Here is a 19240-nt window from a genome sequence, read left to right on the forward strand (position 1 = left end):
GCATGAGGTAATGGATGGGCATGTCATAGGAGCGAACCAACACCGTCCGCTCCAGCGTTGTCAATGGCTCGCGTCCGTACGGACTTTATACCCTTTAATGGCGTACCAGAAGATAACGAGGTAGCATACCAAAGGTACAATATAACCTATCTGTGCATTGTCTCCGGCGCGATCAATCATGTCTCCCGTAAGGAAGGGAAAAACCGCCCCGCCTACAATAGACATAATCAGCCAGGAAGATGCTTGTTTCGTATCATTTCCCAGTCCGATAATACCCAAGGAGAAGATCGTGGGAAACATAATAGACATAAAAAAGCCTAAACCGCCCAAAGCATACAGCACCATCATCCCTGAACCAAACACCGCCGTCGCCGCCAATAAAACACAGGCGAACGCATACATCGACAACAGACGCGGAGCGCTGGTATACCGTAATAGAACAGTGCCCACAAATCGGCCGGCCATAAACAACAAGCCGTATACGCCAAGGTAATAGCCTGCCGTCTTTTCGTCGACGCCGGCTCCCTGCTGCGCCATCCGGATGAAAAAACTAGTGACGCAGACCTGTGCACCCACATAAAAAAATTGCGCTAACACAGCAAAGGCCAAATGCTTATGCCGAAGGACGGCAAAGAAGCTCCTTTTTCGGCCCGGATCTTCTGTCATCTCCGAAGACTTGATCTCAGGAAGCTTCACGAAGATAAACAGAATGGCTACGATCAGTAAGACCAGGCCGAGCGTGAGATAGGGCAGCTTCACAGAAGAGGCTTCATGCGTCAGATAAGCCTGGCGAGCAGTTTCTGTCATGGCCTCCAGCTCGGATTCCGAATAGCTCGTCCCCGAGAGGATAAATATCGTTCCAACAACTGGGGCCACCATCGCGGCCAATCCATTGAATGAAGCGGCCAGATTCAGCCGGTGCGTAGCCGATTCGGGAGGGCCGAGAACCGCTGCATACGGATTTGCGGCCGTCTCCAAAACGGCTAAGCCGCAGCCGATAATAAATAGCGCTAGCAGAAAAAGCTCGTACATCCGAAGGTCGGCAGCAGGAATAAACAAAAAGGCGCCCAACGAAAAGGTGATCAAGCCGATGATTATCGACAGCTTATAGCCCCATCTACGGAGCAGGTAACCGGCCGGTATGGCCATCACGAAATAGGCAAAAAATACGGAAGTATCGACCAGTGCCGACTGGCTATTATCCAGCTGGCAGGCCTTCTTTAAGTGGGGAATAAGCACCCCGTTCAGGTTATGTGCCATGCCCCACAGGAAGAACAGGCTAACGATCAAAATAAATGGAAAAAGATAGTTCCTGTTGCCGGCACCTATTGCCGCGGGCTGCGCGTTTGTATTGGCTTGCATATTAGGTTTATAAAATATTTAAAAAATCAGTTATGCTGGGGTGCTGTCCTTGCGCTTTGCCAACAGGATATGGTCAGCCACCAACACCACCTCCCCATGTTGATTGAGAATCTCCACGTGTTCAACGACAGTGCCAAACTCAGGGTTTTTAGCCGCTGACTTCTCGGAGATTGTCACTTCTGCATGAATTGTGTCCCCAATAAATACGGGCTTAACAAATCGCAGTCGATCATATCCTTTCGAAAAAGCTTCTGGATTGATGACCGACGCCGTAAGACCTATGCCAATAGCAAAGATCATGGTACCATGGGCGATACGTTGCCCAAATGGCTGGGTCCTGCACCACTCCGCATCCATATGGTGTGGAAAGAAGTCGCCCGTATGTCCTGCATGCACCACGAAATCCGTCTCCGTTATCGTACGCCCTAATGTTACCCGTTTATCGTTTAACAGATAATCTTCAAAGAAAATAGATTCAAAATGCATTATAATAAAATTAAAAGTTAAAAATCACCTTCTATCCTTCGTCGGATGTCATTCTTCATTTCTATAGTGTATGGGCTGTCCACCCCGGCTGCTGCTTTGATACGCTGCTTCGACCACGGCCATGGTATGGATAACATCCTCCACGGCTGCGGGCAGCACGTGGATTTCGCCCAATTTAAAACGCATGAGGCTGCCCATACTGCCGATGAAAGCATCTGGAAACCACGAGCCTTCGATCGGAACCGGCACCCAGTCGGCAATCCCATCCGCACCCTTTATACAGTATTCGAACGCATCGGGCACGCCGTGCGGATAGTCCATCAGCAGTCCCATCTTTGCTTTGATCGCCCCTTTGGTTCCTTCCCATTTGATGAAACTCTCCTGATGTCGCGCCCCGAAGTCATGGTCATGATTGGTATTCACGACAGCATGCATCGTGTCTCCATAGTCAAACAGTAGCGTCGTCCGGCTGGAGCTTAGTTCTTTTGCCGGATGTTTTAACGTTTTCGCATACACGGATGCCGGATTGCCGAGAAAAGAACGGATCAGGTCGATGTAATGTACGCTGTGGTATAGGATCTCCAGCCGGGGATGGATCATGACATGCGGAAAAAGCTCCCACGGTGTGTTGACGGTGACGCGGACTTCCATATCGTAGAGCGGACCGATATAGCCGTTTTCGATCAGCCACCGTGCCGCGTTTACAAACGGAGCCTGCCGTAGCTGGCAGTTGATGGCGGCCACCAGACCCTTACGTTGACAGACTTCGAGAATTGCCTCGCTCTGGGGAAAATAATCGCCCATCGGCTTCTGAATCAGCACGGCCGCTCCGTCCGGTAGCATCTCTAATGTTTCGATAAACTGGCTTGGCATAATGGTGATGTCATACACCGCATCAGACGGTGCTTGAGCTACCGCATCGGCCACCGTGTCGTAGACATAAGGAATGCCAAATTCTTCTGCCAACGATTCCGCTTTGGCGCGCGTTCGGTTGACAATGCCATGCACGGTGAATCCGGCCTTTTTATAGGCCGGTAAGTGTGCATCCTTCACTATCCCGCCGGCGCCAATGATGACGATGGGCAAGTTCTTCTGCGGTAATACCGCATGGTATGGAATTTCTATCATGTTAACTCCTCTATCTTTTGTTGCGCTTCATAAAGTAGCACATTGCTCTCCGTGTTGGTTTGTATTGCCTGGTTCACCATCTGGTCGATAATATGGGCAATGGCAGCCCAATTGCGTAGACGTGGTAATGTACGTGCTGTCTCATGTAGCTGTTCAAGCTTCGCGTAGAAAGGTATCCGTCCGTTTATTTCTGCGTCTGTCCAGGTTGTCCGTCGACACCCTACCCCTCCTGTCAGCGTAAGTTGTTTATCCTGTTCGGGCTGCACCGCAAACCGCAGGAAGTCGTATGCCCGCTCCTTATGTGCACTTCCATTGCCAACTGTATACAACCAATAGACATTCAGCGAAGGTGCGGCATACCCGTCGCATGCTGGAATTGGCGCGATATCTACTTGTCCCCGTACAGCTGACGCCTCATCAATATGCGCCCAGGAAGCGAATCCGAACCAGTTAACCATCATAGCGGCTTCACCACGCGCAAAAGCCTGCCCCGCTTGTACCGATTCGTAGTCCAGCGACTTGGGATGCAGTCCGCACGGTTCTCGAAACAGCCTGCGGTAGAAGTCTAAGGCGTCGACCGCAGCGGCCGACACCAGTGAGACCGCTCCGGAAGTTGTGGTCAGCTCACCGCCCCGAGCCCATAATTGTATGCAGAAGTCAAAAACCGCATTATGTCCATCGGGATAGCCGCCGAAGACGGTCCCGTATAAACCTTGTTCTGGACGATAAAAAAAAGAGGCTACGTCAAGAAACTCGTCCCACGTCTGCGGAGCACGAAGCTCACGGCTGTGCTGTTCAAAAAAACGCTCCTTTTCCGTCGTCGCATTGAATAGATCCTTTCGCAACACCAAACACTCCGGGCCGTCGTGAAACGGCAATCCATAGAAATGTCCCTCAAACTGCTGTAACTTTGTCAAGCTGGGCGCCCAGGCGTCTATCCCCCCCTCGGGAGGCTGCTTTTTTATATACTCGTCGAGTGGTTGTATGCAGCCTCTCTCATAGGCTTCTGTTATCCAGTCGGTATTCACGTGTGCGATATCCCAAGTGCCGTTTTGCAGACCATCCTTTTGAAATAGCGCTGCATACAGCTCTTCCAGGTCCATGGGTACAAATTCCATTTGGATATCCGACGGATACATCGCTTGATAGCGGGACCAAGTATCTGCCAGTGCCTGTTCGAATGGGGCAAACTTTCGTACTGCAAACCGTAGTTTAGCCATATAACTCCTTTTTTATTTGCTCGGTATGCTCTCCTAATCTGGGTGACCCGCGTTCCGCCTTGAGGCGTTCGCCATCAATCCGTATAGGGCAGCGGGTCGTATCGTAACCAAAGCCGTCCTCCATATATACACGTTGAACCATATCCAAAACGTTGAAGCCGTCGTGTGCGGTCAGCCTGTTCCAATCCAGCACATCGGCACACCAGATATCAGCAGCTTCTAAAATTGATAACCAATGTGCCGTTGTCGACGTGGCCAGGTGTTCCGATAAGATAGCCTTTATGTCGCTACGCTGTCGAAAAGCCTGCTCACCGTCGGAAAAGTTCTCCAGCGGCGCGCATGACAGTAGCCGTCCCAACAAGGGGATAGAACCCATGGCGAGCGCCAGAAATCCGTCTTGCGTCTTATAAATACCATAGGGAGCAGCCAGATATGCGTGGGCATTGCTCACACGGGTACGTTCAGGTAGCTGCCTGCCATCCCGAAAATAGGTCGTTACCGCTTCAAACTGTATATCTACAGCGGAATCCAGCATACTTATCTGTACCAGCGCGCCCACATGCTGTATTGCCCGGCGGTATAAGCAGGCGAGCAAAGCGCTGCAAAGGTTCATGCCGGCGAACATGTCGACGATGGACAATCCCATCGGTACGGGGCCATGGTCGGCATCGCCGCTCAACCATGTCATCCCGGTAAGCGACTGCAGCAGCAGATCCTGACCGGGGTTCTTAGACCAGGGGCCCTTATCCCCGTAGCCCGATATCTCTCCGTAAACGACGTCAGGGTTGATCGCCCGCACTGCGGCATAGTCGAAGCCCAGGCGCTCCATCACGCCCGGCCGGAAGTTATGCATGACCACGTCCGCTTTTTTTATTAAATCCCATATCACCTGACGGTCTGCCTCGTCCTTGACATCGAGCGCCACACTTTCCTTATTGCGGTTGATGGCATGAAAGACGGTGGACATCCCATTCAGCACCGTGTCGGATGTATACATGTGTCGACAGATGTCGCCGGTGACAGGTCTCTCGATCTTGATGACACGTGCACCCAAATCGGCGAGCCTCAGGCCCGCAAGGGGGCCGGACAGAAATTGGCTGAAATCTACCACCGTAAAATCTGCTAATGGCAACATACTAATCGTTTAAAAAGTCTTTTACAATTCGTTCATTATCCTGACCGACCTTGGGAGCAGGCCGGGCCGAAAATAGAAAGCGTCCATCGATCCGGTAAACACTTCTCGGTGTATGCAGTATGGACCCGTCGTGTAGATCCACTTCCTGCAACATCCTGGACTCAGCAAAACCTTCTCCCTCCAGAAACTCGCGGTAGTTGTTGACGGGTGCACACCAGATCCCTTCGGCTTCCAAAGTTTCGATCCATGTATCTGTATCTTTACCCACGAATACGTTCCCCAGTTCCCGCATGATGCGATCGCGTTCCGAGAACCATGTCGTCCGGTCGGCATAACGCCATCCCTCCAGACCGATGCATGAGGCAATCTTCTCCAAATCGCCCATTGCTAAGGCTAAGAAACCATCGCTTGTCCTGTATAGGCCGTAAGGTGCACTAAGGTATGCATGTCCTCCACCGCGTATCTTTGCCCGCTTTGGAAGCTGTCCGCCATCGTTAAAATATGTCGTCAGCACTTCAAATTGCATGTCGAGCGCCGACTCCAGCAAGCTAACCTCCACCTTCACCGCCCGTTGCGTACGCGATCGCTTTAGCAGTGCCGCCAGAATTCCCTGCGTGAGGTGAGTAGCGCAGTACATATCGATGACCGCTAAACCGAAGGGTGTTGGGTTATCCCCATCGCTGCCGGAGAGCCATGTCAACCCCGACATCGATTGAACCAGCAGATCCTGTCCCGGCTTCTTAGCCCAAGGTCCCTCCTCTCCATATCCCGTCACCGTGGCATAGATGATCTTCGGGTTCAGGGCAGTAACGCTGTCGTAATCCAAGCCGATTTTTTCCATTACACCCGGACGAAAATTATGCGTAATAATATCGGCTTTTGCAATAAGCTTCCGGATAGCAGCCAGGTCCTCGGCGTTTTTCAGATCTGCGGCGTACGACTCTTTGTTTCTGTTGATCGTATGAAACACCAAACTGCTATCATCAACAAATATATTCTTAATAGCAATCTGGCGTCCTGCCTCTCCGCTTCCCGGCCGCTCGATCTTAATGACACGTGCACCCATATCCGCGAGACGTAGCCCAGCTGTCGGTCCGGCCATGAACTGAGAAAACTCCAGCACTACCAAGCCCGCTAATGGTCGGTTATCCATGCACATTTTCTATTAGTTGTGATTCTCTATACAGCTTGTTGATGTTGTCAAGCACCGCCTGTTCGTCACCTCCGTTTCGTAGATAACGGACGATGATATCCCCTGCGTGGTCCTGAAAATGCATATGCCCGAAGTACCGGGGACGCAGGAAAGCCCGTTGCAGCGCGGGTAAGGTATCGCGGAAAAAGTTTGACGTGTACGCGTTAACATAATCGTTTTCCCACGCTTTCAAATGCCCGGGCTGCCCCCCGTTTTCCACGTATATAGACGATTGTATCGACGGCGATCCGACAAAACGGGCATAGTCCACGGCGGTCGCTATGTTTGCGCTACGCGCGGAAACTGCAAGTCCTGCTCCACCAAGTGTACTTATCATAGGACCCCGATCGTCCAGCGATACGAGGTCGTGAAAATGTAAAACCTTACGCGCGTACCCCTCCCGCGCATAGTTGGAATAACCATAGGCAAACGGACAATAAACGATCTCATCATTGTTTGCCATGTCCTCAAAGACCATAAACGGATTTTTAGCATAAAACCGTTTGTCAGTTAGGTCTGCCAACGACTTGAACAGCTGCAGCGCCTTTACCCCTGTCGCTTCGCTGACCACTTCCTCTGCACGTGCACAGGGCTTCTCGCCAAGCGAGCAGCAGAACATGTAGAAGCTCATCAAAACATCGACGGGAATCAGTGAGAACGCCACTCTTCCGCGCTCCGCCAAGGCCAGTACGTCGGCAAAGGTGTTCGGCAGGGACAGCCCCAGTTCCGCCAGCAGATCCGGTCTGCTAGCCGCTACCGGTGTGGCCGCATCAATCGGTAGCGCCCATTGTTTGCCTTCAAAATTATAACTGGTGTACGACTGCCCCACACTATTTATGCGCTGGTCTTCCAAATATTCTCTTTCCAGGTAATCGTCAAACGGAACAACCATTTTCTTTGCCGCCGCGTGCCCCGTCCACGGATGGTCGATAACCAGCAAATCGTACTCGCCGGCAAGCTCCTCAATAGACTTGTCGGCAAACTCCTGCAACGTGCGTTTTTTCCAGACGATCTCCACCTCCGGATGGAGCTCTTCATAACGTTGTGCGGTGGCAACCATCGGCACAAAACCACGGGAGTGCCCCCATGTTATACCTTTCAACTGAATTTTTTTTGTCATCCGTAACTCTATTTTCGTATTTCTAACTAACTTTTTAAACTACTTTTCCTATTTAAATAGCAGGTACAAACCCGCCATCACGATAAATAAGACGCCCCACGCGCATTTTACTTTTGCTGTCGGGCGTTCTGTCTTAAGGTCATATACAAACTCGCTTTCTTTTTCAAATGCCGACTTTCCTACCACTAGAGAGATGCCTATACCTAAGATCAGGAGCAACACGAACAGATAGAAAGAAAGCAACAAATAGTGCGGCCAGAAATCATAAACATCTTTCGGGAACACCCATAGATAGAGTATGCCTGTACCGAGGCTCAAAACAGCACCGCCTGTCAGCAAAGCGTTCACCGCCGCTCTGTTTGTCCGTTTCCAAAGCACAGCCAGAAGGAACACGACGGCTAGCGGCGGCGCAATGAAGCCGAGGATAGACTGGAAGACGTCGAACAGGTTAAGCCCCTTAATCTGATCGATGGCTATCGCCATGAAGACAGCCATAAGGCAGCCGACAACAATCGTGTAGCGTCCTATCCGCGTAACCTCTTTGCTGTCTGCACCGGGTTTTATGTGTTTAAGATAGATATCCATCGTGAAGACCGTACTAAGCGAGTTCAGTGAAGAACCGATCGTGCCCACCAGCACGGCGATTAATACCACAATCACAAGGCCGTTCAATCCCGTAGGGAAAAGGTTCGTCACCATCGTCATGTAGGCCAACGATGGATCTTCCAGCCCCGGAAACAAGATGTAACAGATGATACCTGTCAAAATGAATAGCGGCAGGGAAAGAATCTTCAGCCAGGCAATGAAGTTTACCCCGAGCTGTCCTTGCTCCAGGCTCTTCGCTCCCAACACCGACTGCACCATGGCCTGGTCCGTGCAGAAAAACGCGATAGCAGCTACCGGATAGCCCAACGCAATGGCATACCAGGGATAGTCGGGGTCGCTGGCGGGACGAATAAGCGACCAGTAGTCTGTTGGCGTGCTTTCGACCAATACGTGCCATCCTCCGATTTTGGACAAACCTAAGAACGTCAACAAGGCAGATACCAAAATAAGCAATATCATCTGGAAGATATTGATTTTTGCCACGGTTTTAAGTCCACCAGTGTACGCGAAGAGCCCTGCCAACGCGACCAGCACCGTAACCGATTGCCACATGGGTATGCCTAGGATCTGCCGAACCAAAAAGCCGCCCGCGAACAAACCTAACGATAACCAGGAGATCAACATTTTTACCAACGAGTACCAAGCTAAAATCGTCTGGGTGCCGGGGCCGAACCGCTGCCCCATGAATTCGGGGAGCGTACGCACGCCAGACATCAGGTAGCGGGGCGCGAAGACGACGGCAAGTAGGAACAGGAACACAAACGCATACCAATCGAAGTTAACGGCGACAATTCCCGTGGTATAGCCCACGGTAGCGAAAGCCAGTAACATGGAGGGACCTACGTTGGTTGCCCACATATTGAAACCGATACTGTACCAACTTAAGGATTTTCCGGCCAGAAAATGTGCTTCGCCATCCGCACGTTTGCGGGAAGAGAACAAACCGATAGCCAACAACACCAAGAGGTAGACCACCACGATGGCGTAATCGACAATAGTCAGTTTATCGACAATATTGTTCATGCTATTCCGATAAGTTTACATTATATCTGGCTAGTAAATCCTTGGGCCGAACGGGCTTTCCTGTGGACAAGGATTCGTCCATGGCCTGCAATAGGGCGATCGTGCCAATACCTTCTTTCATGTCCGGAAATGCCGGTTCTCCGGTCCTTATCGCCTGCCCAAAGTATTCCAGATAGTTTTGGTATTCGCCCGCATGGTGGCTTTTTCCTTCGAAACGGAAGTAATGTTTCAATTTATGTTCCCATGTCAAGATGCGCTCCTCCCCGGTCTTATCCGTGATCGCATAGCGCAGATCCATGTAATCTGCCTGGCTTGCTCCTTCCGTGCCGCGCAGGATACAGCTCATCTCGCTGTCGCGGGTCACTGGTTGTATAGGTCCGGTGTAAGCTCCACTCACCCGTGCGACGCGTCCGTCTTCGGCTTTGAAGATGAAGTGCATGGTGTCGGCATTCTGTAATCCTCCTTTTCTACCATTGGCACTTAGCATACCGTACCCCATCACCTCCTCAATATTCGGCAGATACCAGCGTATAAAGTCGACCGGATGGCTTAAGCCGCCATATAGCCATTTGAATGAGGACTGCAGTGCCCATGGCTTTTCTAAAAACCAACGATGATCAGCATGATAGTAGCCTTCAATCGTAATCAGATCGCCGATAAGGCCTGCTTCGAAATCCTGCCGTTGCTTTTTCAAAGGTTCGAAAAAACGGGAGCTTTGTCCTACGAACACGCGTTTATTTTTTTTCCTTGCCAGCTCTAACAGCTCGTTGGCATCGGCTAAGTTATCAATGAACGGCTTGGTACAGATCACATGCTTATCGTGTTCCAACGCTTGGCGGATATGTGCTGCATGCAGATGGTCGGGTGTATAAATAGCTATCGCTTCGATATCGGGATCCTGCAGAAGATCTTCGTAACGACGCGTGTAATTCCGGAAATCAAACTCCTTGACGCGCTTTCGCCCGAGCTCTTCGTTCAGGTCGCATATCTGTACTAGCTCTATGTGTGGGCTTTGCAGTGCCGCTGACATGGTGCTGCGGCCTTCACCTAACCCTAAAATCCCTAATCTTAATTTGCCTGTAAATTGCATGTTATTTCTTATAAAAAATCCAAGTTTCATTTGCTGCCGCCCCTTCAATACCTTCTTGGTAGCTCCCCATCAACTTATTCCACTCGAGTACGCGGGGATTATCCTCGGTTGTTAAGCGGTCTATTTCTTCAAAGTTCTTTCCTTTCGGAAATGAGATATAGAGCATCAGCTGCCGGTCGTTCCGATATAATAACACCTCTTCAAAGCCGGCCCGGCAGAAGCCCCTGGCTACCTCAGGCCACTCTTTTTGCTGATTTTTGTGGGCGTCAAGGTATTCTTGCTGTTTAACCTTGTCATCAACAAGCTGTGCAGTGAGCAGTACGAAATCGGTCTCCCCCGGTTCCGGATCCGGCGCACACTGCGAACGGTCAAAGCTGTAAAAAAGGTTATTAAACACCTTGTATGCTATCGCTGGATATGTCGCGAGCCAGGCGCCAGCCATCTTCTTACCGAGTTCGTCTGTGGTTTGCCAAATGGTATACGTTTTCCAGCGGTATACGTGCGTAGGGTCGCCACCTTGCTTCGCGATAAAAGCCTTAACTTCCTGCTCCGAGACCGAACCCTTCGGATCATAGATCTGAAAAAACACCGGCTTTGTAAATGGGATATACGCATTGAATCGGGCCACCGTATCTAAGGGAAGCAGCCTGTTGCGCATAGCAGAAAAGCGGTGCTGTAGCCCGGCGTTCTTCACCAGGTTCCGATCTACCTGCGGACCATTGTTTTTCCACTCAACGCCCGGACCGTTAGCATTTTGTAAAATCTTGTTGGCGAGGAACCAATTGTCGGAGACATTCATATACGCAGACCCTTCATCAGTATAGAGATAAAACCAATGGTCTGGAAGATGTGCATAAGGCGACAAATAGATACTATCGATATGGTTACGTTGGATTCTCGTACCAGGCTGTGCCGACAATGTATATATACCCGCCACGTCATACATAAATTTACCGTACCGGGTAATTTTGTTTTCCACCACCCTATTGTTTTTCATGCTGTTTACCGTTGGCGTCCATCCCCATCCCAAACTGATACCTGTATAGGGTAGGTCCAGTAGCTCGTTGTGCATAATCTGGACATTTCGGACGAATCCGGCACCGATACCGACAGCGCCCCAGTCTTCCCGACCGATATGCTGGAGTAGATTGTTGGTGATGACGACGCCATCTGTCAACGTACGTTCATCCTTCGGCTGATAGGGAAGGTGTGCTTCAAATTCCTCTTCGGAGAATGTCCCCAGCAGGACGCCGGAGCCTCCGATATCCTGAAAGAAATTACCTTCCAACGTATCGCACCTATTCCCTGACCGGTAGTCTATTCCCGTTGATGCCAAATGGGTAAACGTACAGTTACGAAATGCGGTGTAAGCGGTATGCCTCATTTCGACGGCTGCTTTCGGCCGCCCCACCCACGCTTGGTTTTCAAGCCCTGCTTTGTCTGGCGTCCCCGGTTTAATCAGTTTGTACGCCTCGACAAAATACATACCCGCCTGCAATGCTACATGTCCATGTGTATGAGGTCGAAGCCACGCACTATGCTGAAATGTTAGCCCTTCGATAGACAAGTGTTCCACCGGATGTTCGGCTGTGCCGACGACCTGCAAGATAGTTTCGAGGTAGGGTACAACGGCCGTGGCCACCTCCATATCTTCGTCTTCCCGCGGGTAATAGTAGAGCTTATGTGTATATTCATCAAGAAACCATTCGCCCGGCTGATCTAAAAACTGCAGCGCGTTCAAAAGACGGAACGCCGAGTTCCCGTGCTCCTTGGACAGCCAGGGCTTCGGCCAGGGGTGCTCATTCTGTATGCGCGATTCCGGCTCATGAAATGCGAGCACAATGCTGTCTTTGGAAATGTTAGCATCGCGCACACGAAGCTGGGCTACCGCCCACCATTGGTGAATGAAGAATTCCATTCCGGCTGTCGGCTTAAAGCCTGGAAAAATATTAGGGATAGTCGCCGTACCGTCCTGAAAGTTCCAGTTTAATATACGGGGCAGCTGCTGATCGCTGTGGCTTTCTGCGCGTACAGCTTTGCGTCCGTTTACCCAGAGCTGCCGGAACGGGAAAAACTTTCCTCCCGCCATGGGTGCGTCGGCGACAAACAGACGCTTGGCTACATGGGACGGTACACCTTCCACCTTACCTGCCGGCCTCCATGTCTTGACCGGAATACCCCCCGACAAGACCGCAGCGTCGGCCATCGCCCGTATACGCGTTGGACTGTCCGCCGTTCCGCTGTCTTCAGGCCGGATCAAAATGGTTTGGGATGGGGAATATACTCCGTCTCCCACCCAGATATCAATTCCTCCCTGCACACGGCTGTCGCCCAGCCTGCGCCATTCACGGGCCTCCCGAAGGGCGTCTTCCAAGCTGGAGAAAGGTGATCCTTTACTGCCATCGCCCCGTCCCGACATATTTTTCCCCACATAGATTTCGCCTGCATAGCTGATGCTTCCGCCAATGGAGGCAAGGAAAAGCATCATTATCATCAACGTTTTTTTATTCATCGCTGGCTATAGTTGTGGTAATTCTATCTTTGTTTCTCCGAGTGTAGACTTGACCCGTAGTACGCCCTTTCCGGCATTTTCCTTTTTTCGCACGACGGCGAGCGCCTTTCCTTTATAGGTTTTCCTATTTGAGGAGGTTAATCCCGTCAGATCAGCCTGGTAGCCGTTGTCTGTCCCCACGACTTCACAGGGTCCCTCTGTCGTGAACGTCAGCTCCATATCCTGCCCCACCACGGGGATGCCCGCCTCGTCGACGAGTTCAACTGTTATAAAGTAGAGGTCACGGGGATCGCCGGTCCGGAAGCGCTCGTAGGCTACTTTGGCCTGAAGTTTTGCCGCCTGTCCCGCTGTCCGTCTTACAGTCTCCTGTACGGGGCGTCCGTTTCGATATTTCACAACTTTTAATTCACCGGCCTCGAAAGGGACCTTCCACTCCGCATGCAGACGTTCGTCGGTTTTACGAGCCTTGCCTAAGCTCTTCCCGTTAAGAAATAGTTCGACGTCTTCCGCTTTGTTGTAATAGGCCCATACGTCGACCGTATCGCCCGTACTCCAGTTCCAATGTGGTAAAACATGTAATACATCCTTGTCCGTCCATTCTGACTGATACATGTAATAGACGTCTTTCGGAAATCCGGCCAGGTCTACAATACCATAGTACGAACTCCGCGCAGGAAAGGGATAAGGAACCGGCTCCCCCAAATAATCAAAACCTGTCCATACGAATATCCCACCGAGGAAATCTCTTTTTTTGACCTCTAACCAGGCCCGTTCGTGACTTGTACCCCAGTAAGCAGCCACATTGTCGTAGGCCGAAACGGTAAAATCGGGATTACCGTTTGTCACAAACTTATCCTTGCTTGATGCAGGCCAGAACTGTATAGTGTCGTGTAAAGGATCGTAAACATCCCGCGTCTGCAAACCGGATGTTGTTTCTGAAGCGATCAGCGGCACTCCTGCGAACTCCTTCGGCAGCTTATCGTAGTCTTCATATTTGTAGTTAAAACCCAGCACGTCCAACGCCTTGGCCTGCGCAATAAAATTCTTATCGTAGTTGGTCTCTGTCAACGCCGCGGTTACCGGACGGGTGTCGTCCAGCTGTTTAACAACCGCTGCCATTTCCCGCGTCAGGGCTATCCCTGTGCTGTCAAACTGCTCGCGTATCTCGTTGCCGATGCTCCAAAGGATGACAGACGGATGGTTCCGGTCTCTTTTTATAAAAGCTTGCAGGTCGGCAATATGGTGTTCTTTAAAATCGAGGTGATAATCGAATTTGGTCTTCCGTTTCTGCCACATGTCGTAAGCCTCGTTGTACACCAACAGGCCGAGTTCGTCACATAGATCCAACAGTTCGGTTGCAGGAGGGTTGTGTGCAGTACGGATAGCATTAGCCCCCATATCCTTCATTATCAACAGCTGACGCTTCGCTGCCGACTTGTTGAATGCGGCTCCTAGCGCGCCTAAATCATGATGTAGACAGACGCCCAAGATCTTGAGGTGTTTCCCGTTTAAAGAGAAACCACCGTTTACATCAAAATGTATCGTTCGGAAGCCGATTTTATAGGCTAACCGGTCGATCTCCGCTCCTTTGGCACTTTGAACAAGTAGCTCTAACCGGTATAGATTGGGTGAAGCAACGTCCCACAATGCCGGACGCAGCACATCTATGGTTTCGTCGATATGGATGCCTTTGACGCTCGCAGTCTTTTCTGCGACCACCCTTCCATCACGGTCGAACACACGCAGTTGTAGCGACACACGCTCTTCGCGCGGATTGCGGAGTGTGGTTCGCACGCGGATGGTTCCTTTTTCCTCTGTCGCGACAGGCGTAGTAACGAATGTTTCGTCCTTCTCCATATGTACATGGTCCGTAAACGTCAGCTGGACGTCCCGGTATATTCCTGATCCCGAATACCATCTGGAATTGGGCTGCTGACTATTGTCGACACGAACGGCAATGGCATTCTCGCGCTCACCGTAACGTAGGTAAGGGGTCAGGTCGTACCCAAAGGAAAGATAGCCATTGCTATGCTTACCTAGATAGTGTCCGTTTATCCACACTTCAGTGTACCTATATGCTCCACCGAAATCGATACGAACGTTCCGTCCCTTATCTGTCTCCGCGATGTGGAATGTTTTACGATACCAACCGGTGCCTCCCGGCAGGGCACCTCCAGCATTCCCCGCGGGAAAGTCGGCCCCGAAATCAGACAATATGCTCCAGTCGTGGGGTAATACAACCGGCTGCCACGTTTGATCGCTGAAATCCGGACGGCGGAACTGCAGTTCATCTGCCAGCTTAAAACGCCAGCCGTCATTAAAATCTATAGTCTTTCGGCTCTGTCCATAAACGCATCCTATATGGGCGATGAGGAATAACCCACAAAAAACCTTGACGGCCCTTACTATAGTAGCCGTTCTCTGGGCTCCTAACGTCCTTAAAAAACAAACACATCTAAAAAAAATCATACTCATACCTCGCTGTTCGAAACTATTTTGTTGTAAAACGTAACTTACTTGTCCCTAAATTTTTTGAAGTAGCCACGGCTATACCCCGATTGCCATCCTTGTCGACTGCGCAATAAAAATGATAAACGATGCCCTTATGCTTCAACACGAATGGCTTATGCGCATATTGGTTATCGAAATCCGCTGATGATTCGATTAAGTTGTCGCCCGACCAGTCGGTCCAATGTATTAGATCTTTTGATGCAGCAAATCTGTTAAAAGCTCCCTTTCGATCTTTCCAGAAGGCGCCGAAATAGAACATAACCCACGTGTCGTTTATCCGTTGTATCATCGGGTCGCCGGTTATTCCTACCGGATGATGGACCACGGGATCCTGCCCATATCGCTTCCAGGTGGTTAAATCGTCAGATACGGCCATACCGATACGTTCATACCATCGGGTCGGTTTGTTGTCAGGCAAGGAGTCTCCGACAGCATTATAGTACATAATAAAGCGGTGTCCGGTATGGCGTCGCGAATCCTCCACCACATAGCTCTTGAACAGTTTGTGCCGATTTTCCCACCACCGTACATCGGCGTCCTCGCTACGTAAGACCGGTTGTTCCAGACGCGTCCATTCCATGGGTTGAACCGGCTTTTGTGTAGTGTAGGCCATGCCAATAGCCAGCGGCTCGGGTTCGTATCCTGCCGTGGAGCCTCCGAAATACGACATCCAATATTTTCCGTTAAACGTATGCAGCTTATAACTGCCACCCCATTTGGTGTCGACCAGCGCATTATAGCCGGCACGTTGCTTCGAATCCCAGCGTCCATCGTCGAGCTTGGACATCTGTTTGCCGAGCGTTTTCCAGTGCAGCAGGTCCGTACTTTCGGCGAGCCATGTTTCGTAGCCAACACCGTCGAATACGATATAGGTCATGAACCACTTTTTACCTTGCCGATAGATGGTCGGACAGTCCATGAGGTCTCCTTTTTTATCTGGAGTTAAAACCAAGCCATATTTGTACGGCGTCTTTACCTCTTGGTACAGCCTTTCCATCTCGGCCGAAGAAACGGTATCCGATTGTGCGTACAAGACCAATACACCTAGCAATTGACAGCAAAACAGGGTAATTTTCTTCATTTTTCTTTTCATTTTTTGATTGTGTATCTACCGGACCCCAATGTGATTTCCAATCCATCGTCCGTTGTCCGATGTGTGTAGCTATCCAGCCTCTTACCGTTGATGATGTAGTCCGCCGATGCAGGAAGCACGACTGTACAGCGGCTATTGACAGGGATGTGCACCTCATATTTCCCTTTTTCGCTTTTCCAGTCAAGCATGCCGTAGGGGGTCTCAAAGCTTACGTGACGTCCCTCCAGCCACGACAATAGGCGTGGCGCCAAGCGGCTATGTTCATAGGCGATGGAGCCGGCCTCCTGCCCAAGTCCTCCCAAACCGGCATGAAACCACTCCATTAAGTGGCCCAGCATAAAGTGGTTATTGGAGACGTTCGGCAACGCCGCCCAGGATTCGGTTAAGGCAGTTGCCCCTTTCCGGATCTGATACCCGTAGCCCGGCCGCGTGTCATCGCGGTGCATCGCGACAATGAGATCGTCTCGCTTATATTTGTGTAAAACCTGTAATAGATAGCGGTGTCCGATGTCGCCGGCAGTAAAGGAAGTATCCCGCGAAACGATATCCTGCACCAGATTTTCAAACACGTTCTGTCGGACCGACGGATCGACCAGCCCCATATATAAGGGCATAGCCAACGAGGTCTGGCTCCCCGATCCGTAAACCGCTTTATCGGCTTGATAAAACACCGTGTTAAACGAGCGATATACCTCCTTTCGAAGGGAGTCTGCCGATCGCTTCGTCGCGGTATCCCCGAGGATTTCTGCTATGCGCGACAATATTTCGAGATCATAGTGATAGATGGCCGTAGCCGTGATGCCCGCCGGCGTGAGCTGTGATACGCCGGGGCGTTCCGGTCCCAGGTCGTACCAGTCGCCCAGTCCTTGATACAGGATATTGTTTTTCGCCTTCCCCCTTAAATAGTCAATATAGCGCTTCATCATCGCGTAGTTGTCGCGCAGGAATGCTGGATCGCCATACCACTGATAGGCGTACCATGCCAGTAGAATTGCGCTGGATCCCCACTCCGGTGAGTCCCTGAACATGTCGCCTCCCCAGTCGAACTGTACATACTCGGGAGCAATCTCCGGCACCAATCCATCCCTGGTCTGTGACAGACGCATATCCCGCAACGACTTCGCAAATAAGCGTTGGACGTCGAAGTTGAAATGTACCGACGGCCCCATAAGATGAAGCTGCTCCAGCCATCCAAGCTTCTCGCGATGGGGGCAGTCGGTAAATACGCTGACCATGTTGCTTTTGATTGCCCAATTGATTAGCGTATGTATCTGGTTAAATAGCGTGTCTGAACTGTGAAAGGATCCTATTTGCCTTGCACTGTTACGGATGTGTGCCGCGCGGATATCGTTTATGTGGATCTTCTTTACCGCCGCTGGCCGCAGTTGTACTTCAGCATATCGAAAACCGTAGTATGTAAAACGCGGCCGCCACGTTACCTTTCCTTTCTTATCAAAGATGTACTGAAAATAATAAGGACTCCCCGAATGTTTCTGGTTGGGACGTCCGTCGTCCGTCAGCAGTTCTGCCGGATATACACGTACAGTGTCCCCCTTGTTACCTGTCATCGTCAGCGTTATTATTCCCGACGCATTTTGTCCGAAGTCGTAAACCATCCGGCCATTGTTGCCGCTGGACTGTAGTTTTTTCGGCTTAAAGTACTCCATGATGCGGACCGGGTCAATCTCCTGCGCACGTAATGCAGGGCCGTCGGTCAGTAACGCCTGTTGCCAATGGGTATCGTCATAGTCTGGCAGCGTCCAATTGGCGGGAAGCACGCCTGCGTCGTAGTCCTCTCCACCATACATACTCGAAAATGTGATAGGCGAGCGATGTGTTTTCCAGCTGGTATCCGTGATGATAACCTCCTCGGTACCGTCCACAAACGTGTTGACAACCTTCATTTTCAGTTTCGGCAACCCAAAAGCCACTTTGTGTTTTTGAAAGCGCCCTTTGATCGGGGGTATGTAGTAAAAGCCGTTTCCCAATAATACCGCAAAGGTGTTCTTCCCTCTTCGCCATTGCTTCGTCAGGTCATAGACAACATAATACGCTTCTTTATCGTATTTGGTCCAGCCCGGCTGCAACACAGCATCGTCTACATGCCGTCCGTTGAGCAGCAGCTCATAGTGGCCTAATCCCGAGATATAAGCAATCGACGACTTTAAACGCTTTTGGAGGTGTACAGACTTCCTAAAAACGGGGAGATCGTAGCTCTTGTCTATGCGCAGTTTACTGGAACTCAGCGGCAAGGGATTAACCAAGGAGTCTGGCAACACATCCTTGGTAATCCAGGCAGCACCGCCCCAATCGGCAGTGTCCAAAAGGCCTACATGAAAATACTGCACCTTACTGGTTGCCTTGTTCCCTCGATTATCTTCTACGGAGATCCTTACAAAATACGTCTTAGCCGCTCCCAGGGACGGTCCATGATAAGCCTGGTGGAGCGACTGCCCGCTATGCTGCCAGTGAGAGTCCCATACCAATGCATCTTTGGGAAAAGCAACATCACTGGCCACTTCAATACGGTAGGCTTTCTGGCGTACATCATGACCGTCGCTTGCCAACTGCCAGCTGAACGTTGGCGTACCGGTATTGATGCCAAGGGGGTTTTCGCGGCCGGAAATCAATACGCGTTTTATCTCCAGGGAGGCAAAGGCTATGGTCTGATATCCGAGGAGAAGCAGGAGGATGATCAAGCGAATCATCCCCTGCGTCCATGCACTTCCCTTGTTTTTATATGTTTTTCCAGGATCTTTCAT

The 19240-nt window shown here is 50.8% G+C and carries 13 protein-coding genes; all 13 read right to left on the bottom strand.

The annotated features are described in order from the left end of the window. Positions 1-60 precede the first annotated feature (60 nt). From fucP to BC792_RS08300, 13 genes are read right to left on the bottom strand one after another with little or no spacing between them, the layout of a single operon-like run. Positions 61-1362, bottom strand: coding sequence for an L-fucose:H+ symporter permease (fucP, locus tag BC792_RS08240; RefSeq protein WP_148908518.1), 1302 nt, complete (start codon positions 1360-1362; stop codon positions 61-63). Positions 1363-1392: 30 nt separating this feature from the next. Then, positions 1393-1848 (bottom strand): MaoC/PaaZ C-terminal domain-containing protein, encoded by a 456-nt coding sequence (locus BC792_RS08245; protein ID WP_148908519.1) that lies wholly within the window; start codon positions 1846-1848, stop codon positions 1393-1395. A 48-nt stretch (positions 1849-1896) separates the two neighbouring features. Then, entirely contained in the window at positions 1897-2976 is a 1080-nt protein-coding gene (locus tag BC792_RS08250) for a Gfo/Idh/MocA family protein (RefSeq protein ID WP_246154921.1), read from the bottom strand. After that, the gene (locus BC792_RS08255) at positions 2973-4196 is read right to left on the bottom strand and encodes an extracellular solute-binding protein (protein ID WP_148908520.1); all 1224 of its coding nucleotides are present in this window, start codon (positions 4194-4196) and stop codon (positions 2973-2975) included. The genes BC792_RS08250 and BC792_RS08255 overlap by 4 nt, the downstream gene beginning before the upstream one ends. Continuing rightward, positions 4189-5331, bottom strand: a complete 1143-nt coding sequence (locus BC792_RS08260; RefSeq protein ID WP_148908521.1) for a CaiB/BaiF CoA transferase family protein — start codon at positions 5329-5331, stop codon at positions 4189-4191. The genes BC792_RS08255 and BC792_RS08260 overlap by 8 nt, the downstream gene beginning before the upstream one ends. 1 nt (position 5332) lies before the next feature. Further along, positions 5333-6484 (bottom strand): CaiB/BaiF CoA transferase family protein, encoded by a 1152-nt coding sequence (locus tag BC792_RS08265; protein ID WP_148908522.1) that lies wholly within the window; start codon positions 6482-6484, stop codon positions 5333-5335. Then, positions 6477-7643 (bottom strand): ABC transporter substrate-binding protein, encoded by a 1167-nt coding sequence (locus tag BC792_RS08270; RefSeq protein ID WP_148908523.1) that lies wholly within the window; start codon positions 7641-7643, stop codon positions 6477-6479. Before BC792_RS08270 ends, BC792_RS08265 begins: the two co-directional genes overlap by 8 nt. Positions 7644-7691: 48 nt before the next feature. Beyond that, the gene (locus BC792_RS08275; protein ID WP_148908524.1) at positions 7692-9272 is read right to left on the bottom strand and encodes a sodium:solute symporter family transporter; all 1581 of its coding nucleotides are present in this window, start codon (positions 9270-9272) and stop codon (positions 7692-7694) included. A 1-nt stretch (position 9273) separates the two neighbouring features. Continuing rightward, positions 9274-10362, bottom strand: coding sequence for a Gfo/Idh/MocA family protein (locus BC792_RS08280; protein ID WP_148908525.1), 1089 nt, complete (start codon positions 10360-10362; stop codon positions 9274-9276). A 1-nt stretch (position 10363) separates the two neighbouring features. Next, a complete protein-coding gene (locus tag BC792_RS08285; protein WP_170249990.1) occupies positions 10364-12850 on the bottom strand; it encodes an L-rhamnose mutarotase in 2487 nt (828 codons plus the stop codon). 30 nt (positions 12851-12880) lie between these two features. Then, complete coding sequence (locus tag BC792_RS08290; protein ID WP_211357500.1) at positions 12881-15349, bottom strand: glycoside hydrolase family 2 TIM barrel-domain containing protein; 2469 nt, start codon at positions 15347-15349, stop codon at positions 12881-12883. Between the two features lie 16 nt (positions 15350-15365). Continuing rightward, positions 15366-16466 carry a glycoside hydrolase family 130 protein gene (locus tag BC792_RS08295; RefSeq protein ID WP_148908527.1) on the bottom strand — a complete coding sequence of 367 codons (1101 nt, stop codon included), beginning with the start codon at positions 16464-16466 and terminating at the stop codon, positions 15366-15368. An 8-nt stretch (positions 16467-16474) separates the two neighbouring features. Next, entirely contained in the window at positions 16475-19240 is a 2766-nt protein-coding gene (locus BC792_RS08300) for a family 78 glycoside hydrolase catalytic domain (protein WP_246154923.1), read from the bottom strand.

The sequence above is a fragment of the Sphingobacterium allocomposti genome (assembly GCF_008124885.1).
In the GTDB taxonomy this organism is placed as follows: Bacteria; Bacteroidota; Bacteroidia; order Sphingobacteriales; family Sphingobacteriaceae; genus Sphingobacterium; species Sphingobacterium allocomposti.